The 16,075-nt window shown below is 60.2% G+C and carries 15 protein-coding genes; 2 read left to right on the top strand and 13 right to left on the bottom strand.

Going from position 1 to position 16,075, the window contains the following annotated elements; translation table 11 throughout:
• Positions 1 to 10 precede the first annotated feature (10 nt).
• From acpP to RS887_RS16590, 6 genes are all read right to left on the bottom strand, one after another.
• A complete protein-coding gene (gene acpP, locus RS887_RS16615; RefSeq protein ID WP_003175607.1) occupies positions 11 to 247 on the bottom strand; it encodes an acyl carrier protein in 237 nt (78 codons plus the stop codon).
• 197 nt (positions 248 to 444) lie between these two features.
• Positions 445 to 1,185 (bottom strand): 3-oxoacyl-ACP reductase FabG, encoded by a 741-nt coding sequence (gene fabG / locus RS887_RS16610; protein WP_007997043.1) that lies wholly within the window; start codon positions 1,183 to 1,185, stop codon positions 445 to 447.
• Between the two features lie 17 nt (positions 1,186 to 1,202).
• Positions 1,203 to 2,141 (bottom strand): ACP S-malonyltransferase, encoded by a 939-nt coding sequence (fabD, locus tag RS887_RS16605; protein ID WP_322616182.1) that lies wholly within the window; start codon positions 2,139 to 2,141, stop codon positions 1,203 to 1,205.
• A 123-nt stretch (positions 2,142 to 2,264) separates the two neighbouring features.
• Complete coding sequence (gene plsX, locus RS887_RS16600; RefSeq protein ID WP_322616181.1) at positions 2,265 to 3,275, bottom strand: phosphate acyltransferase PlsX; 1,011 nt, start codon at positions 3,273 to 3,275, stop codon at positions 2,265 to 2,267.
• Between the two features lie 4 nt (positions 3,276 to 3,279).
• On the bottom strand, positions 3,280 to 3,462 hold the full coding sequence (gene rpmF / locus RS887_RS16595) for a 50S ribosomal protein L32 (RefSeq protein ID WP_003179396.1): 183 nt from the start codon (positions 3,460 to 3,462) through the stop codon (positions 3,280 to 3,282).
• Positions 3,463 to 3,475: 13 nt separating this feature from the next.
• On the bottom strand, positions 3,476 to 4,003 hold the full coding sequence (locus RS887_RS16590) for a YceD family protein (protein WP_007942001.1): 528 nt from the start codon (positions 4,001 to 4,003) through the stop codon (positions 3,476 to 3,478).
• A gap of 105 nt (positions 4,004 to 4,108) precedes the next feature.
• Here RS887_RS16590 and RS887_RS16585 point away from each other — a divergent pair, with 105 nt between their 5' ends.
• Positions 4,109 to 4,687, top strand: coding sequence for a nucleoside triphosphate pyrophosphatase (locus RS887_RS16585; protein ID WP_322616180.1), 579 nt, complete (start codon positions 4,109 to 4,111; stop codon positions 4,685 to 4,687).
• Positions 4,688 to 4,788: 101 nt separating this feature from the next.
• Here RS887_RS16585 and RS887_RS16580 read toward each other — a convergent pair whose 3' ends face one another.
• The 3 genes from RS887_RS16580 to rluC are packed head-to-tail and all read right to left on the bottom strand — an operon-like array spanning position 4,789 to position 7,414.
• Positions 4,789 to 5,778: a S49 family peptidase gene (locus RS887_RS16580; protein WP_322616179.1), complete on the bottom strand. Its 990-nt coding sequence runs from the start codon at positions 5,776 to 5,778 to the stop codon at positions 4,789 to 4,791.
• 24 nt (positions 5,779 to 5,802) lie between these two features.
• Positions 5,803 to 6,465: an HAD-IA family hydrolase gene (locus RS887_RS16575; protein WP_322616178.1), complete on the bottom strand. Its 663-nt coding sequence runs from the start codon at positions 6,463 to 6,465 to the stop codon at positions 5,803 to 5,805.
• The gene (gene rluC / locus RS887_RS16570; RefSeq protein WP_007977058.1) at positions 6,452 to 7,414 is read right to left on the bottom strand and encodes a 23S rRNA pseudouridine(955/2504/2580) synthase RluC; all 963 of its coding nucleotides are present in this window, start codon (positions 7,412 to 7,414) and stop codon (positions 6,452 to 6,454) included. Before rluC ends, RS887_RS16575 begins: the two co-directional genes overlap by 14 nt.
• Positions 7,415 to 8,115: 701 nt before the next feature.
• Between rluC and rne the strand changes: the two genes are divergently transcribed.
• Positions 8,116 to 11,313: a ribonuclease E gene (gene rne, locus RS887_RS16565; RefSeq protein ID WP_322616177.1), complete on the top strand. Its 3,198-nt coding sequence runs from the start codon at positions 8,116 to 8,118 to the stop codon at positions 11,311 to 11,313.
• A 190-nt stretch (positions 11,314 to 11,503) separates the two neighbouring features.
• On the opposite strand, the gene RS887_RS16560 is transcribed toward rne, so the two are convergent.
• Genes RS887_RS16560 through RS887_RS16545 form a run of 4 tightly spaced genes read right to left on the bottom strand, consistent with a single transcriptional unit; the run spans position 11,504 to position 15,877 of the window.
• Positions 11,504 to 12,100 carry a nucleotidyltransferase family protein gene (locus RS887_RS16560; RefSeq protein ID WP_322616176.1) on the bottom strand — a complete coding sequence of 199 codons (597 nt, stop codon included), beginning with the start codon at positions 12,098 to 12,100 and terminating at the stop codon, positions 11,504 to 11,506.
• A complete protein-coding gene (locus RS887_RS16555; protein WP_322616175.1) occupies positions 12,097 to 13,080 on the bottom strand; it encodes an XdhC family protein in 984 nt (327 codons plus the stop codon). Before RS887_RS16555 ends, RS887_RS16560 begins: the two co-directional genes overlap by 4 nt.
• A complete protein-coding gene (locus tag RS887_RS16550) occupies positions 13,080 to 15,410 on the bottom strand; it encodes a xanthine dehydrogenase family protein molybdopterin-binding subunit (RefSeq protein WP_322616174.1) in 2,331 nt (776 codons plus the stop codon). Before RS887_RS16550 ends, RS887_RS16555 begins: the two co-directional genes overlap by 1 nt.
• A complete protein-coding gene (locus tag RS887_RS16545) occupies positions 15,407 to 15,877 on the bottom strand; it encodes a (2Fe-2S)-binding protein (RefSeq protein WP_322616173.1) in 471 nt (156 codons plus the stop codon). Before RS887_RS16545 ends, RS887_RS16550 begins: the two co-directional genes overlap by 4 nt.
• Positions 15,878 to 16,075 lie beyond the last annotated feature (198 nt).

Here is a 16,075-nt window from a genome sequence, read left to right as displayed (position 1 = left end):
TTACAAACTATTACGCCTGGTGGCTAGTAACGTAGTCGATTGCAGCTTGTACAGTAGTGATCTTCTCGGCTTCTTCGTCAGGGATTTCGGTCTCGAATTCCTCTTCCAGAGCCATCACCAGCTCAACGGTGTCAAGGGAGTCGGCACCCAGGTCTTCTACGAAGGAAGCAGTGTTGACCACTTCTTCTTCTTTAACGCCCAGTTGCTCAGCAACGATTTTCTTGACGCGCTCTTCGATGGTGCTCATACCTTGTTTTCACTCCTAATGGACAAATTCAGGCAGCTGGCCAGTGGGTAAGTGTATAGAAAGGCTTTTCAGCTTTTCAACTGAAAGCTTCACTCCTCAAACCCGGTGACCCTTTGCCTATAAAATAGATTGCAGCTTTATAACGGATTTTAGACAGCTCGTATGACATTTTTTTGAAGCAATCCGTCACATTTGAATTACATGTACATCCCGCCGTTCACCGGGATTGTAGCTCCGGTAACGTAAGCCGCACCGTCCGACGCAAGAAAAGCGACCACGGACGCGATCTCTTGAGCTTGCCCCAGACGACCCAGCGGAATCTGCGTCTGCAAGGCTTCACGCTGCGCCTCGGGCAGTTCACGGGTCATATCGGTATCGATGAACCCAGGGGCCACCGAGTTTACCGTAATCGAACGCGAACCGACTTCACGCGCCAGTGCACGGCTGAAACCTTCCAGGCCGGCCTTGGCGGCAGCGTAGTTTACTTGGCCTGCGTTGCCCATGGCACCCACAACCGAACCAATACTGATAATTCGGCCCCAACGGGCTTTGGTCATGCCACGCAAAACGCCCTTGGACAGGCGGAACAGACTGTTCAGATTGGTATCCACAACGTCATGCCACTCGTCGTCTTTCATGCGCATCATCAGATTATCGCGGGTGATGCCGGCATTGTTGACCAGAATCGCTGGCGCACCGAACTGCTCCTGAATGCTCGCCAGGACCGCCGCCACGGACTCGTCGCTGGTGACATTGAGTTCCAGGCCAGTGCCCTGAATACCATTTTCCTTCAGGGTGGCGGCAATACGCTCGGCACCTGAAGCGGAGGTCGCGGTGCCAACAACAATGGCGCCCTGACGACCCAGTTCCAGAGCGATGGCCTGGCCAATGCCACGGCTCGCGCCGGTGACCAGTGCAACTTTACCTTGCAGACTCATGCAAGCTTCTCCTGAGTTCAGGCCAACGCTGCGCGGGCGGCAGCGAAAGCGTCTGGGGTATTGAGGTTGGATGTCGACACGCCTTCGGCGCAACGCTTGTTCAGACCCGCCAGCACTTTGCCCGGACCACACTCGACCAGATTGGTCGCGCCCTTGGCTGCCAGCGCCTGTACGGATTCGACCCAGCGTACTGGCTTGTACAGCTGCTCGAGCAGATCGCGCTTGAGGGTTTCCAGATCGGCCGGCACTTCGGCACTGACGTTCTGGACCACAGGAATCTGTGGAGCCTGCCAGTCGATTGCCGCGATCGATTCGGCGAAACGCTCGGCAGCCGGACGCATCAGCTCACAGTGCGACGGCACGCTCACCGGCAGCGGCATGGCGCGCTTGGCACCACGGGCCTTGCAGCCTTCGATGGCACGATCAACGGCAGCCTTGGCGCCGGCAATCACCACCTGACCCGGGGAGTTGAAGTTAACGGCGCTGACCACTTCGCCCTGCGCCGCTTCGGCACAGGCAGCCAGCACATCAGTATCTTCCAGACCGAGGATGGCAGCCATGCCACCCTGCCCGGCCGGAACCGCTTCTTGCATCAGTTGACCGCGGCGCTCAACGAGCTTCACCGCGTCTGCCAGCGTCAGGCTACCGGCAGCAACCAGCGCGCTGTATTCACCCAGGCTGTGCCCGGCAACGAAAGCCGGACGCGCACCACCTTCCGCCAGCCACAAACGCCACAGGGCGATCGAAGCGGTCAGAATGGCCGGCTGGGTTTTATCGGTTTGATTGAGTTGCTCTTCCGGCCCTTGCTGGGTCAGCGCCCACAGGTCGTAACCCAGTGCTTCGGAAGCTTCTTTGAATGTTTCGAGGATCAGCGGATGTTGTGCGCCCAGCTCGGCCAGCATGCCGAGGGACTGCGAACCCTGTCCTGGAAAGACGAATGCGAGGGAAGCAGACATGTAACAAGCCCCTAATGATCTTGTCGTCGGAGAATGACGCCCCGCTTGGGGACGCAAGAAACTGACAGTTGGATGGCCCTTTGAACCGGGCAGTCACATTTAAGCATTGTCCGACGAAAACGCCTAAGACAACAAATCCTCCAGACGGCCGTGGAGGCGCTCAGGCAAGTTCTCCTGAATCTCTATCAATGCGCGCTGAATTGCACTCTGGAAGCCCTGAACTCCGGCCGAACCGTGACTTTTCACCACGATGCCCTGCAAGCCGAGGAAGCTTGCGCCATTATGTCGCGCCGGCGCCAGATCAGCCTGCAAGCGTTTCATCAAAGGCAGCGCCAAGGCACCGACAGCGCGGGAAGCGAGGCTCTTCTTGAACAAGGCTTCGATACGCGTGGCAATCATGGTCGCGAGACCTTCGCTGGACTTGAGCAGGATATTACCGACGAAGCCATCGCAGACCACCACGTCCGCCTCACCGCGATACAAACCATCACCTTCGATGAAGCCGATGTAGTTGATACCTCGGGCAGCTTGCAACAACGTCGCTGCCAGTTTGACCTGCTGATTACCCTTGATGTCTTCAGTACCGATGTTCAGCAGCGCTACCCGTGGCCGGGCTATGCCCAGGGTCTCGGCCGCAACCGAGCCCATGACCGCAAACTGCAACAGATGCTCGGCACTGCAATCGACGTTGGCACCCAGGTCGAGCAATTGGCAATAGCCCTTCTGAGTCGGAATCGCCGCCACCATGGCTGGGCGGTCAATGCCCGGCAGGGTTTTGAGTACGAACCGCGACAACGCCATCAGCGCACCGGTATTGCCGGCACTGACACAGGCCTGGACCTTGCCGTCGCGCAGCAGCTCAAGGGCCACGCGCATCGATGAGTCCGGCTTGCCACGCAAGGCCTGGGCGGGTTTTTCGTCCATGGTGATGACTTCACTCGCCGGAGCAATCGACAGGCGCGCGCGATCCACAGCCGAATGGCCAGCGATCAATTCTTCAAGTAGGGAGGGTTGACCGACGAGGGTCAGGTGTAGCGAGGGCGTAGCAGACAGACAAGCAATACTGGCCTGGACAATGCTGCGGGGACCGAAGTCCCCGCCCATTGCGTCAACCGCGATGACTTGAGCGGACAAGTGATTACTCGTCAGCGCCCTTGTCGATCACTTTACGGCCACGGTATACGCCTTCTGGCGATACGTGGTGACGCAGGTGAACTTCACCGGTGGTTTTTTCTACAGACAGGGTGCTAGCCTCGAGAGCGTCGTGCGAACGGCGCATGTCACGGGCAGAGCGGGATTTTTTGTTCTGCTGAACAGCCATAATTGATTAACTCCTAAACGTTTGGGTCACGCTTTAACTGCGCCAATACACTGAACGGGTTGGACCGCGTTACCTCGTCCTCGCTCGGTTCGGGCTCATCTGCTCCCGCCGGCTGCTGGCATTCTTCCGGATGATGAGCAGGCACAATGGGCAAGGCGAGCAGAAGCTCCTCCTCGATCAGTGACTGCAGATCCAAAGGATCTTCGCCCAGTTCCAGCACGTCATAACCTTTCGGCAACGACTGGGTATTCGCACCCTCCTTCACCACAGCGTAACTGCATTCGCTATGGATCGGCAGGGTGACCAGCTCAAGACAACGCTGGCAAACCATTTTGACTTCAGTGTCGATAAAGCTGTGGATGACCACAGATTTACGTTCATCTCGTTCAAAAACGAATTTAGCCTGCACCGTACCGACATTGTCGGAAAGCGGGTCGCAGAGTCTCTCCAAATCGGCCAGCAGCATTTCACCTTGAAGGGTGGTGCCACGATCAGCCAATTTGCGCGGGTCAACGTGAGGTGGAATCGGGTCATTCAACATAGGCGCAGCATTATAGGGATGCACCCGCCCATGTCAAAGGAAATTCAGCCCTGTCCGTCACTTGGAAGCCTCGCTAGAATTCGCACCTGCCTTCTGGAGATGCGCATGCTGCCTTTATTACTCGCTTCCGGCTCGGTCTATCGCCGGGAATTACTGACTCGCCTGCAGCTGCCTTTCACATGCAGCTCGCCGGATATCGACGAAAGCCATCGTCCCGGTGAATCCGCCATCGAACTGGTCAAGCGCCTCGCCGAAGAGAAAGCGCGCGCTCTGGCCGACAGCCATACCGCTCATCTGATAATCGGCTCCGACCAGGTCGCCGTGCTGGGAGACCGGATGATCGGCAAGCCCCACACCTTCGAAAAGGCCCGCGAACAACTGCTGGCCGCCAGTGGTGCCAGCGTGACCTTTTTGACCGGCCTGGCCCTGCTCAACAGCCAGACCGGGAACTGCCAGGTCGATTGTGTGCCGTTCACCGTACACATGCGCACACTCGACGCACCCCGCATCGAACGCTACCTGCGCGCCGAGCAACCCTATGACTGCGCCGGCAGCTTCAAGGCCGAAGGCCTGGGGGTCAGCCTGTTTCGCAGCACCGAGGGACCTGACGCCACCAGCCTGATCGGCCTGCCGCTGATCCGCCTGATTGACATGTTGCTGGCCGAAGGCATGCAAATCCCCTGAAAAACAAAAGATCGCAGCCTTCGGCAGCTTCTACAGGTGATCTGTGTAGGAGCTGCCGAAGGCTGCGATCTTTTGATCTAAAAAACCAACTTCGAAAACACTTAACGCAGCGACGGACCGCTGAACCCCATCCACATCGCCAGATGCTCAGCCACGCTGGCACCGAGTTTTTTCGAGAAGCGATCGAAAGCCGACTCCTGAACGGTAAAGTCCACCAGCTCTTTCTCGCCGATCACATCCCGCGCAACCGAACTGGCATTACCCAGCCCATCGATCAACCCCAGTGGCAGCGCCTGCTCGCCGGACCAGACCAGGCCGGAGAACAGCTCCGGATGCTCTTTGTCCTTCAGGCGATCGCCACGCCCCTGCTTGACGCTGTTGATGAACTGCTTGTGGGTCGTATCGAGCACGCCCTGCCAGAAGGCGGTTTCTTCCGGCTTTTGTGGCTGGAACGGATCGAGGAACGACTTGTGCTCGCCAGAGGTATAAGTGCGACGCTCGACGCCCAGCTTCTCCATGGTGCCGACAAAGCCATAACCGGCTGCCGTCACGCCGATGGAGCCGACCAGGCTCGCCTTGTCGGCGTAGATCTGATCCGCCGCGCTGGCGATGTAGTAGGCACCGGAAGCCCCCAGGTCGGAAATGACCGCATACAGCTTGGTGTCCGGGTGCAGGCCGCGCAGACGACGGATCTCGTCATAGACATAACCTGACTGCACCGGACTGCCGCCCGGGCTGTTGATGCGCAGGATGACACCCTTGACCTTCTCATCCTCGAAAGCCGCGCGCAGGCTGCCAACGATATTGTCCGCACTGGCCGGTTCCTTGTCGGCGATCATGCCCGTCACATCGATCAGCGCCGTGTAATGGGCACTGCGGGTAGCCGCCTTTTCCATATCCATCAGCGGCGAAAACAGAACAATTGCGCCGAACAGATACACAAAAGTCAGAAGCTTGAAGAATATCCCCCAGCGACGGGACCGGTGCTGCTCCTGCACGCCGGCCAGCAGCGTCTTTTCCAGCAGCTTCCAGCTTTTGTCGTCACCGTTCTCTGCGCTCGCCTTGGCGGGCGCTTTCCATTCGTCGGTCATGCCATCCACCCCAAAAACAACCGGTTAAGCCTGCTGACTCAGCCAGGCATGCAATTCTGAAAAGCGGTCGATGACCAGTCGCGGCTCATACAACTTCAACGCATCGATCGATTGAGCGCCATAGCTGACGGCCACCGAGCCCATGCCGGCGTTGTGCGCCATCTGCAAATCAAAGGACGAATCACCGACCATCAACGCCTGTTCCGGGCGTACCTCGCAATGAGCGAGAATTTGCTCGAGCATCAGCGGATGGGGCTTGCTGGCGGTCTCGTCGGCGGCACGGGTGATATCGAAGTAATTCTCCCAGCCATGGGACTTCAACACCCGGTCCAGCCCGCGACGGGCCTTGCCGGTCGCCACGGCCAGATGATAACCCTCGGCACGGAATGCCTCGAGCGACTCGACCACACCCTCGAACAGCGGCGAAGGCACAGCCTCGGACGCAATGTAATGCTCGGCATAATGCTCGCGGAACGCGATCAGTTCAGCATCACCAATCTCGGGATACAGGGTGCGGATCGCTTCCGGCAAGCCCAGGCCAATAATACCTTTGACGGAAAAATCATCGCGCTGTTCAAACCCGGAACGCTGCGAGGCAACATGCATTGCCTCGACAATCCGACCAATGGAATCGGCCAGCGTGCCGTCCCAATCGAAGATCAGCAGCTTGTAATCAGATGGGCGCACTCAATCGCTCCACGGTTTTGGCCCACATCTCGTCGACCGGTGCCTGCAACTTCAGCTCGCCACCGTCAGGCAGCGGCACCGTCAGCATGTAGGCGTGCAGGAACAGGCGCTTGCCGCCCAGATCGCGGATTTCCTTGCTGAAACCTTCGTCGCCATACTTGGTGTCGCCAGCGATGCAATGCCCGGCGTGCAAGGTATGGACGCGGATCTGGTGAGTCCGGCCGGTAATCGGCTTGGCTTCGATCAGGGTGGCAAAGTCGCCGAAGCGGCGCAGGACCTTGAACACGGTCACGGACTCCTTGCCCTCCTCCTCGTCAACCTCGACCATGCGTTCGCCTGAGCGTAGATTGCTCTTGCCCAGCGACGCACGGACTTGCTTGATCGAGCTCGCCCAGTTACCGCGGACCAGCGCCATGTAGCGCTTGTCGACGCCATCACCGCGCAACGCGGTGTGCAAGTGGCGCAACATGCTGCGCTTCTTGGCGATCATCAACAGGCCGGACGTATCACGGTCGAGACGGTGAACCAGTTCGAGCTCTTTGCAATCCGGGCGCAACTGACGAAAGGCTTCGATCACCCCGAAAGTCAGCCCACTACCGCCGTGCACCGCAATGCCCGCAGGCTTGTTGATCACGATCAGCGCCTTGTCTTCGAAGACAATCGAGGCCTCGAGTCGCTGCAGCAGGCCTTGTGCCAGTGGCACCGGTTCGTCGCGCTCAGGCACACGCACCGGCGGCACGCGCACGATATCGCCCGCCTGCAGCTTGTACTCTGGCTTGATCCGACCTTTGTTCACGCGCACTTCGCCCTTGCGCAAAATGCGGTAAATCAAGGTCTTGGGCACGCCTTTGAGTCGGGCGAGAAGGAAATTATCAATACGTTGGCCGGCATATTCCGGCGAGACCTCAAGCAGTTGTACGCCTGGAGTCGGGGGGGTAGTCGTCGTCATGGCGCGGATGATAACAATTTTTATGGAATTGAAGCACTTAATCATTGCTGCTATAGTCGCGAACGTCGCCAAAAGCGGCCTGGACAGCGGACCAACGGTCAAAAACCGGCCCTGACCAACGCAATTCACCAGGACGCGAGGCCGTCCTACGGGGCTTTCGCTACGTAACGGTGGAGTTTGCAGGTGTAACGAGCGCAGGTGACATGAGGCCTGAATCACGCCACAAAGCAGAGTTTTCCACTCGTTTTGCGAGCCATATTCACGGCCAGTTCACAAAGTGCAGTCAACTGCGAATGACCCCGAGCGAAGGCATCGGAAACAACGCCTAAATTAGCCATGATGCGTGACCTCCCCTTTCGGAGCTCACGGTAAATGCCAACCCGCTGCGGATTCTGCGCGCGGCAGCACCCGAATTATCAGGGATACGTGTAGGGTGGAGATGCACAACCGCCGGACTGTGTAGCAACAGGCTTTCTCAAGACGCTTCATCTCGTCCACAGCCGCTGGTTGATTCCTCCTCCTGACTGAGTGCTTAAGTAGCCACAGCAAGCAGGACGCGTACGTCGCGATGAAGGCCCACATTGGCCGGACTTCGCTGGACACGGGAAATGGCCAACCACTCCCGACGCACCTGACACCGACCGTGAGAAGTCGTGTGTGCCGAACGCCGTTTCCGGCAGCCCGGAAACCGACGGTACTACATGAAAAGAATGCTGATTAACGCAACTCAACCCGAAGAGTTGCGTGTTGCACTGGTAGATGGCCAGCGCCTCTACGACCTGGACATCGAATCCGGTGCACGCGAGCAGAAGAAGGCCAACATCTATAAAGGCCGGATTACTCGCATCGAACCAAGCCTTGAGGCTGCCTTTGTCGATTTCGGCTCTGAGCGCCATGGCTTCCTGCCCCTCAAAGAAATCTCCCGCGAATACTTCAAGAAAGCCCCGGAAGGTCGCGTCAACATCAAGGACGTCCTGAGCGAAGGCCAGGAAGTCATCGTTCAGGTCGAGAAAGAAGAACGTGGCAACAAGGGCGCCGCCCTGACCACCTTCATCAGCCTGGCCGGTCGTTACCTGGTGCTGATGCCGAACAACCCGCGTGCCGGCGGTATCTCCCGTCGCATCGAAGGCGAAGAGCGCAATGAACTGCGTGAAGCCCTGAACGGCCTGGTTGCCCCGGCCGACATGGGCCTGATCGTGCGCACTGCCGGCCTGGGCCGCAGCAGCGAAGAAATGCAGTGGGACCTCGACTACCTGCTGCAACTGTGGACCGCCATCAAGGAAGCCTCGCTGGACCGCGCCGCGCCGTTCCTGATCTACCAGGAAAGCAACGTGATCATCCGCGCGATCCGCGACTATCTGCGCCAGGACATCGGCGAAGTGCTGATCGACAGCGTTGAAGCCCAGGACGAAGCCCTGACCTTCATCCGCCAGGTGATGCCGCAGTACGCCAGCAAGATCAAGCTGTACGAAGACAGCGTTCCGCTGTTCAACCGTTTCCAGATCGAAAGCCAGATCGAAACCGCTTTTCAGCGCGTTGTCGAACTGCCTTCCGGCGGTTCCATCGTTATCGATCCGACCGAAGCCCTGGTGTCCATCGACATCAACTCGGCGCGCGCTACCAAAGGCAGCGACATCGAAGAAACCGCGCTGCAAACCAACCTTGAAGCGGCCGAAGAAATCGCCCGTCAGTTGCGCCTGCGCGACATCGGCGGCCTGATCGTCATCGACTTCATCGACATGACCCCTGCCAAGAACCAGCGCGCCGTGGAAGAGAAAGTCCGCGAATGCCTGGAAGCCGACCGCGCTCGCGTGCAAGTCGGTCGCATCTCGCGCTTCGGCCTGCTGGAAATGTCCCGTCAGCGCCTGCGTCCGTCGCTTGGCGAAAGCAGCGGCATCGTCTGCCCGCGTTGCAACGGCACCGGCATCATCCGTGACGTTGAATCGCTGTCCCTGGCGATCCTGCGCCTGATCGAAGAAGAAGCCCTGAAAGACCGTACCGCCGAAGTTCGTGCACAAGTGCCGATCCCGGTGGCGGCGTTCCTGCTCAACGAAAAACGCAACTCGATCACCAAGATCGAACTGCGCACCCGCGCCCGCATCGTCATCCTGCCGAACGATCACCTCGAAACGCCGCACTTCGAAGTGCAGCGCCTGCGTGATGACAGCCCGGAAGCGGCGACCAACCAGTCCAGCTACGAAATCGCCGCTGCCGCTGCCGAAGTCGAAGAAGTCCAGCCAGCCGCTGCAACCCGCACACTGGTTCGCCAGGAAGCGGCGGTCAAGACCGCTCCGGCCCGCGCCAACGCTCCGGTTCCGACCGAAGTCGCCGCTCCGGCCCCTGCTCCGGTTGCCGTGCCAGAGCCAAGCCTGTTCAAAGGCCTGGTGAAGTCGCTGGTGAGCCTGTTCGCCACCAAGGAAGAGCCTGTCGCGCCGGTTGTGGTTGAAAAACCTGCCGTCGAGCGTCCGGCCCGCAACGAAGAGCGTCGCAACGGTCGCCAGCAAAGCCGCAACCGTACTGGTCGCCGCGATGAAGAGCGCAAGCCTCGCGAAGAACGTGCCCCGCGCGAAGAACGCGCACCACGCGAAGAGCGTCAGCCACGCGAAGTTCGCGAGCCACGCGAAGCACGTGAAGAAACGCCGGCAGTCGCCCGCGAAGAACGCGCACCACGCGCGCCTCGTGAAGAACGTGCACCGCGCGCTCCGCGTGAAGACCGCAAGCCTCGTGGCGAGCGCGAAGAACGCGTTCGTGAACTGCGCGAGCCTCTGGATGCCGCTCCGGCCGCCGCTGCTACCGCTGAAGAGCGTCCAGCTCGCCAGCCACGCGAAGAACGCGCGCCTCGCCCGCCGCGTGAAGAACGTCAACCACGTGCTGAACAAGCTGCCGCCGCCGCAGCCGAAGAAGAACTGACCACCAACGAAGAGCAACTGCAGGAAGAGGGCCAGGAAGCCGCCGAAGGCGATCGTCCACGCCGTCGCTCCCGTGGCCAGCGTCGTCGCAGCAACCGTCGCGAGCGTCAGCGTGACGCCAACGGCAACGTGATCGAAGGCTCGGAAGAGTCCGAGTCCGGCGAAAACGCTGAAGCACCAAGCGTTGCCGACCTGGCCGCCGGCCTGGCTGTCACCGCAGCCGTTGCCAGCAGCGTGATCAGTGCTCCAGCCGAAGCACAGGCCAACGAGCAAGCCGAACGCGCCACTGCCGCGACCCTGGAATCTGCTCCGGTTGAAGCGCCAGTCGTTGAAGCGACCACACCGGTCGAAGTCACCGCGTCGCCGGAAATCGAACTGGCGCCAGCACCTGAGGCACAGCCTGCCGTTGAAGCAGTTGCCGAGCCGGCTCCAGTGGTTGAAGCACCAGCCGTAGTTGCAGAAGCCGTCGTCGAGACCGTGACTGAAACCGTTCGCGAAGTACGTGAAGAGCAAACGGCGTTCAACTGGGTGGCCGAGCCAGCCGTCGCTGAAACAGCTGCACCAGCCGCTGAAACCCAAATGGCTGAAGCCATGGTTTCCGAGCCAGTAGTTGCCGCAGCGGAGCCGACTCCAGCACCGGTGGTTGAAGCGCCAGTCGTTGAAGCACCGGTCGTTGCCGAAGCGCCTGCACCGGTAGTCGAGGCCGCACCTGTCAGCGCCCTGACGCCAAGTGGTCGTGCACCTAACGACCCGCGTGAAGTGCGTCGTCGCAAGCGTGAAGCCGAGCGTCTGCAGAAGGAAGCTGAACTGGCTGCCGCGGCTGCTCCGGCTGAAGCGGTTGTTACTGCCGAACCTGCACCGGTTGCTGCTGAAGTGGCTGCCGAGCCGGTCGAGTCGGTGATCCACGAAGCACCACGCTCCGTTCAGGAAGCCGTCGAGCAACACGAACAGGCCCAGGAAAAAGAACACGAGCCTAAACCTCTCGTCTGATTCCATCGGCCACTAAAAAGCCCCGCCTGGTGATCCAGGCGGGGCTTTTTTATGTCTGGACTTCACAGCGATCCAATGCGGGAGCGAGCCTGCTCGCGATGGCGTCGGATCAGATTGCATCACTGTTGGATGCCAGACCGCTTTCGCGAGCAGGCTCGCTCCCACAGGGGAACCAGGTTGATCTGAAGATCTATGAGTGGCTGAAGCTCAATGCCTGCGGCACGTCCACATCCCACAACACGCCGGGATCATCCACGGTCATTTCAACCACCCGCCCTTGGGCAAACAGTGGTTTGGCGCCACGATCCCCCGATAGCGCCATCAACCCCGCCGCGAAGTCCCGTCCGAACCCGACCGGATGCCCGTACTCACCGTCCTGCACGGGCACGCTGATACTGTCGCCGCCAATACCTGCCACCACTTGCTCGATACTGGACGGCAGGATGAACGGCATATCCCCCAGCACCATCAGCCAGCCACCGAGTTGCTTGCAGGCAGCAACCCCGGCGGCGATGCTGTCGCCCATTCCCGTCGACTCGATCAGCACAATCTCGCAACCATAGGCCTGAGCCATGCGAATCACTTGCGGGCGGTCAGCGGTCGTCACCAGTACGCGCTTGTCCAGAGCGACTGGCAGATTGACCAATGTGTGTTCAATGACAGATCGAACCGCACCGTCACGACCGGTGCAATCGGCCAGCAATTTATCCTTTTCGACGCCCGCCACCTGACGAAACCGGCTGCCCTGCCCCGCCGCCAACACGATGACGCCAATGGACTCGCTCATACCCTCTCCTGCAGGATTTTTTTCTGCTTCAGTTCGACGCCGTTTTTGACCGCCACGATTTCCGCCATGAGCGACAAGGCAATTTCCGCCGGATTATGGCTGCCGATGTGCAAACCGATCGGACCATGCAAGCGGTCAATCGCCGATTGCGCCAACCCCAATTGAGCCAGGTTTTCCCGGCGCTTCTGACTGTTGACCCGCGAACCCAGCGCCCCGACGTAAAAAGCCCTGGAATCCAGGGCCGTGAGCAGCGCCATGTCGTCCAGACGCGGATCATGGGTCAAGGCCACGATGGCCGTGCGCTCGTCGGTCTGGATGTCCAATACCGCCTCATCCGGCATGCCCGAAACGAATCGTCCGTGCTGCGCCTCCCAGCCGTAGACGAACTCGGTGCGCGGATCGCAAATCAACACCTCGAAATCCAGCAGGCGGGCCATTTCAGCGACATAGCGCGACAACTGCCCCGCGCCGATCAGCAGCAGGCGCCAGCGTGGACCGTAGATCGCGCGCAAGGTCTGATCGTCGAACGTCAACACGTCAATTTTACTGGCCGGCTGCAACAGCACTTCGCCGGTGGCCAGGTTCAGTTCACGCGCAACGATTTCATGGGCCTCGCAACGAGCGAGCAATTGCTCGACCCAATCCCCATCGTCGATACGCTCCTCGGTCAAGCGCAAGGTGCCACCGCAGGGCAAGCCGAAACGCGCCGCTTCCTCGCGGGTCACGCCGTACGTGATCAACTGCACCGGTGGCCCGTCTAGCGCAAGGCGCCCGTCGTGCAGCCGGGCGATCAAGTCATCTTCGACGCACCCGCCCGAGACCGAACCAATCACCATGCCGTCTTCACGCAAGGCCAGCATGGCGCCGGGAGCCCGGGGCGCAGTGCCCCAGGTTTCGACCACGCTGTACAACACCACCCGCTGACCGGCGCGATGCCATTGCAACACGCTGCGCAGGACGTTCAGATCGGCGCTGTCCATCAGGCTCCGGCCTGCTGCCAGCCCGACAGCTGGTAACGAACCGGCAAGTTGCGGATGCGTTTGCCGGTGGCAGCAAAGATCGCATTGCACAATGCCGGCGCAATCGGTGGCACGCCCGGTTCACCGACACCGCCCAATGGGACATTGCCCGGTGGCGTCACCAGATGCACGGCCACCTCTTTCGGTGCCAGGGACATGCGTGCCACTTCGTACATGTGGAAGTTATCCTGCTGGACCTTGCCGTCCTTGAAGCTGATTTCCCCCAGCACCGCATTGCCCAGGCCCATGACGCAGGCGCCTTCGAACTGCGCGCGAATCCGTTCGGGATTGATCTGCGGTCCGCAATCGACAGCGATGTCAGCCTTGTGCACCACCAGCGTACCGTCGTCTTTTACCTCCACCTCGATGACCGCCGCCACATACGTCACGAAGCTGTAATGCACTGCCAGGCCCAGGCCGCGCCCCTTGGGCAACTCACGCCCCCAACCGGCGGCTTTGGCGGCGGTCTCCAGTACCGTGCGCAGTCGCGCGGTGTCGATCGGATAACGCTCGGGGGATTCGCCGTAGTTCCACTCTTCACTCAGGGTGCGCGGATCGATCTGACGGTCCGGGCCGAGCAATCTGATCTGGTATTTCAGCGGGTCTTCCCCGGCCTTGTGCGCCAGTTCATCGATAAAACTCTGGATCGCGAAGCCATGGGGAATGTTCGACACCGAGCGATACCAGCCGACCCGGGTATGCACCGCTGCCTCGGGGTTTTCCAGGCGAATGCTGGGGATCGCATACGCCATGTTGGTGAATCCCATGCCCAGTTCGAACGCCGCCTCATGCTTCATGCCCGGCGCAAACAATGCAGTGATGCTCGGCGCCACCGTACGGTGCAACCAACCGGACGGCAGACCATCCTTGTTCAGGCCAGCCTTGAGGTATTCGACCGATACCGTATGGAAGTAGGAACAATGGATGTCGTCTTCGCGGGTCCATTGCACCCGCACCGCTTTGCCAGGGAACTCCTTGGCAAGGATGGCTGCTTCGATGATGAAGTCGGGCTTGGACTTGCGCCCGAATCCACCACCGAGCAGGGTGACGTTGAATATGACGTTGTCGAACGGCAGGCCCAGGCGTTCGGCGATCCGCTCCCGGGTGACCTGCGGTGCCTGGCTTGGCCCCCAGGCTTCGCACGCACCGTCCTTGAACTGTGCAATGGCGACCATCGGCTCCATCGGCGACTGCGACAAATGCGGCAAGTAGTAGGACGCTTCCAGCGTGCTATCGGCGCTGCTCATCGCCTCATCGATGTTGCCGGTACTGCGCACCACCTTGCCGGGCTTGAGCGAGGCGGCTTCAAGTTCCTTGCGATAGGCGATCGAGTCGTAGCTGGCGTTGGGGCCATCGTCCCACTCGATTTTCAGTGCCTCGCGGCCCTTGATCGCCGCCCAGGTATTGTTCGCCACCACGGCGATACCGCCGAGCGGTTGAAACTCCGAAGGCAAAGGCCGGCTTTCGATCTGCAGCACTTTGACCACGCCTAGGACTTTCATCGCCGCGCTGCCATCGAAGCTTTTGACCTTGCCGCCATACACCGTGGGCCGGGCAATAGTCGCGTAGAGCATGCCGTCGAGATGCACATCGGCGCCGTACACGGCGCGACCATTGACAATGTCTTCACCATCGATGGCCTTGGTGCCTTCCTTGCCGATGTAACGGTACTCCGCTGGTTGCTTGAGCTTCAGGCTGTCGCGGGCCGGAACCGGCAAGGCACCTGCGGCGGAGGCCAGGGCGCCATATCCGAGCTCGCGACCGGATGGCTCATGGACTACCTTGTGCAGTTGCGCATGACATTCATCGACCGGCACTTTCCATTGTGCGGCGGCGGCCTGTTCGAGCATAGTCCGCGCGGCGGCACCGCAGCGGCGCATCGGTTCGTACCAGTGGCGCATGCTGCGCGAGCCGTCGGTGTCCTGGTTGCCGAAGCGCACTTCATCGCCGGGGGCCTGCCGCACCTTGACCATCGCCCAGTCGGCTTCCAGTTCATCGGCCACCACCATGGTCAAACTGGTACGCACGCCCTGGCCCATCTCCGAGCGGTTGCAGATCACGGTCACCGTGCCATCGGCGGCGATGCTCACATAGACTTTCGGATCGTCGACCCAGCCATGGGGCATGCCGTCGGCGCCGAACTTTTTGTCTTTTTCTTCGGCAAAAGCGTCTTGCCAGCCCCAACTCGCCGCCAATACCAGCGCACTGGTGGCGCCCACGCCTTTCAGAAAGCCACGGCGGCTGAGCTGGCTCAGATTGCTCAGGGCGAAATCACTCGGTAACCGGCTCATGCCTTGGCCTCCTTCAGGTGAGTGGAGGCCTGGCGGATCGCCATCTTGATGCGGTTGTAGGTGCCGCAGCGGCAGATATTGCCGATCATGGCTTCTTCGATCTGCTCGTCGCTCGGGTTCGGGTTGGTTTTGAGCAGCGCAGTGGCGGACATGATTTGCCCGCCCTGGCAGAAACCGCATTGGGCGACCGCCGTGTCGAGCCAGGTCTGCTGCACGACTTTGCCGACCGGGTCGGCGTGCAGGTTGTCGATGGTGCTGACGTTCTGCCCGACGACTGATCCGATGGGCGTGATGCAACTGCGCGCCGGAGCCCCTTCGATATGAATGGTGCAGGCCCCGCACAGGCCCATGCCGCAGCCGTATTTGGTGCCGTTGTAACCAGCCACGTCGCGGATGGCCCAGAGCAGTGGCATGTCCTCGGTGACGTCGAGTTGATGGTCTTGACCGTTGAGCTTCAGGGTAATCATGGGCACGCCCGCATAGTATTGGGTTATGGGGTCGAGCAATCTGCCGCCCGAACATCGGCGGTTGGCATTACGCAGATCGACTCAGGCTAATGGGCTCTCTTGTGCAGACACAAACGCTCTGCACCGGGCCTTTGATGGAGCACGTGTGTGCATCGTTAGCTGACTAAGTTAACCGGGCATTAACAAAAAAGCCCTGCA

The sequence above is a fragment of the Pseudomonas sp. BIC9C genome (assembly GCF_034541995.1).
Classification (GTDB): Bacteria; Pseudomonadota; Gammaproteobacteria; order Pseudomonadales; family Pseudomonadaceae; genus Aquipseudomonas; species Aquipseudomonas fluorescens_CC.
This window is presented reverse-complemented; position numbering and strand designations above follow the sequence as displayed.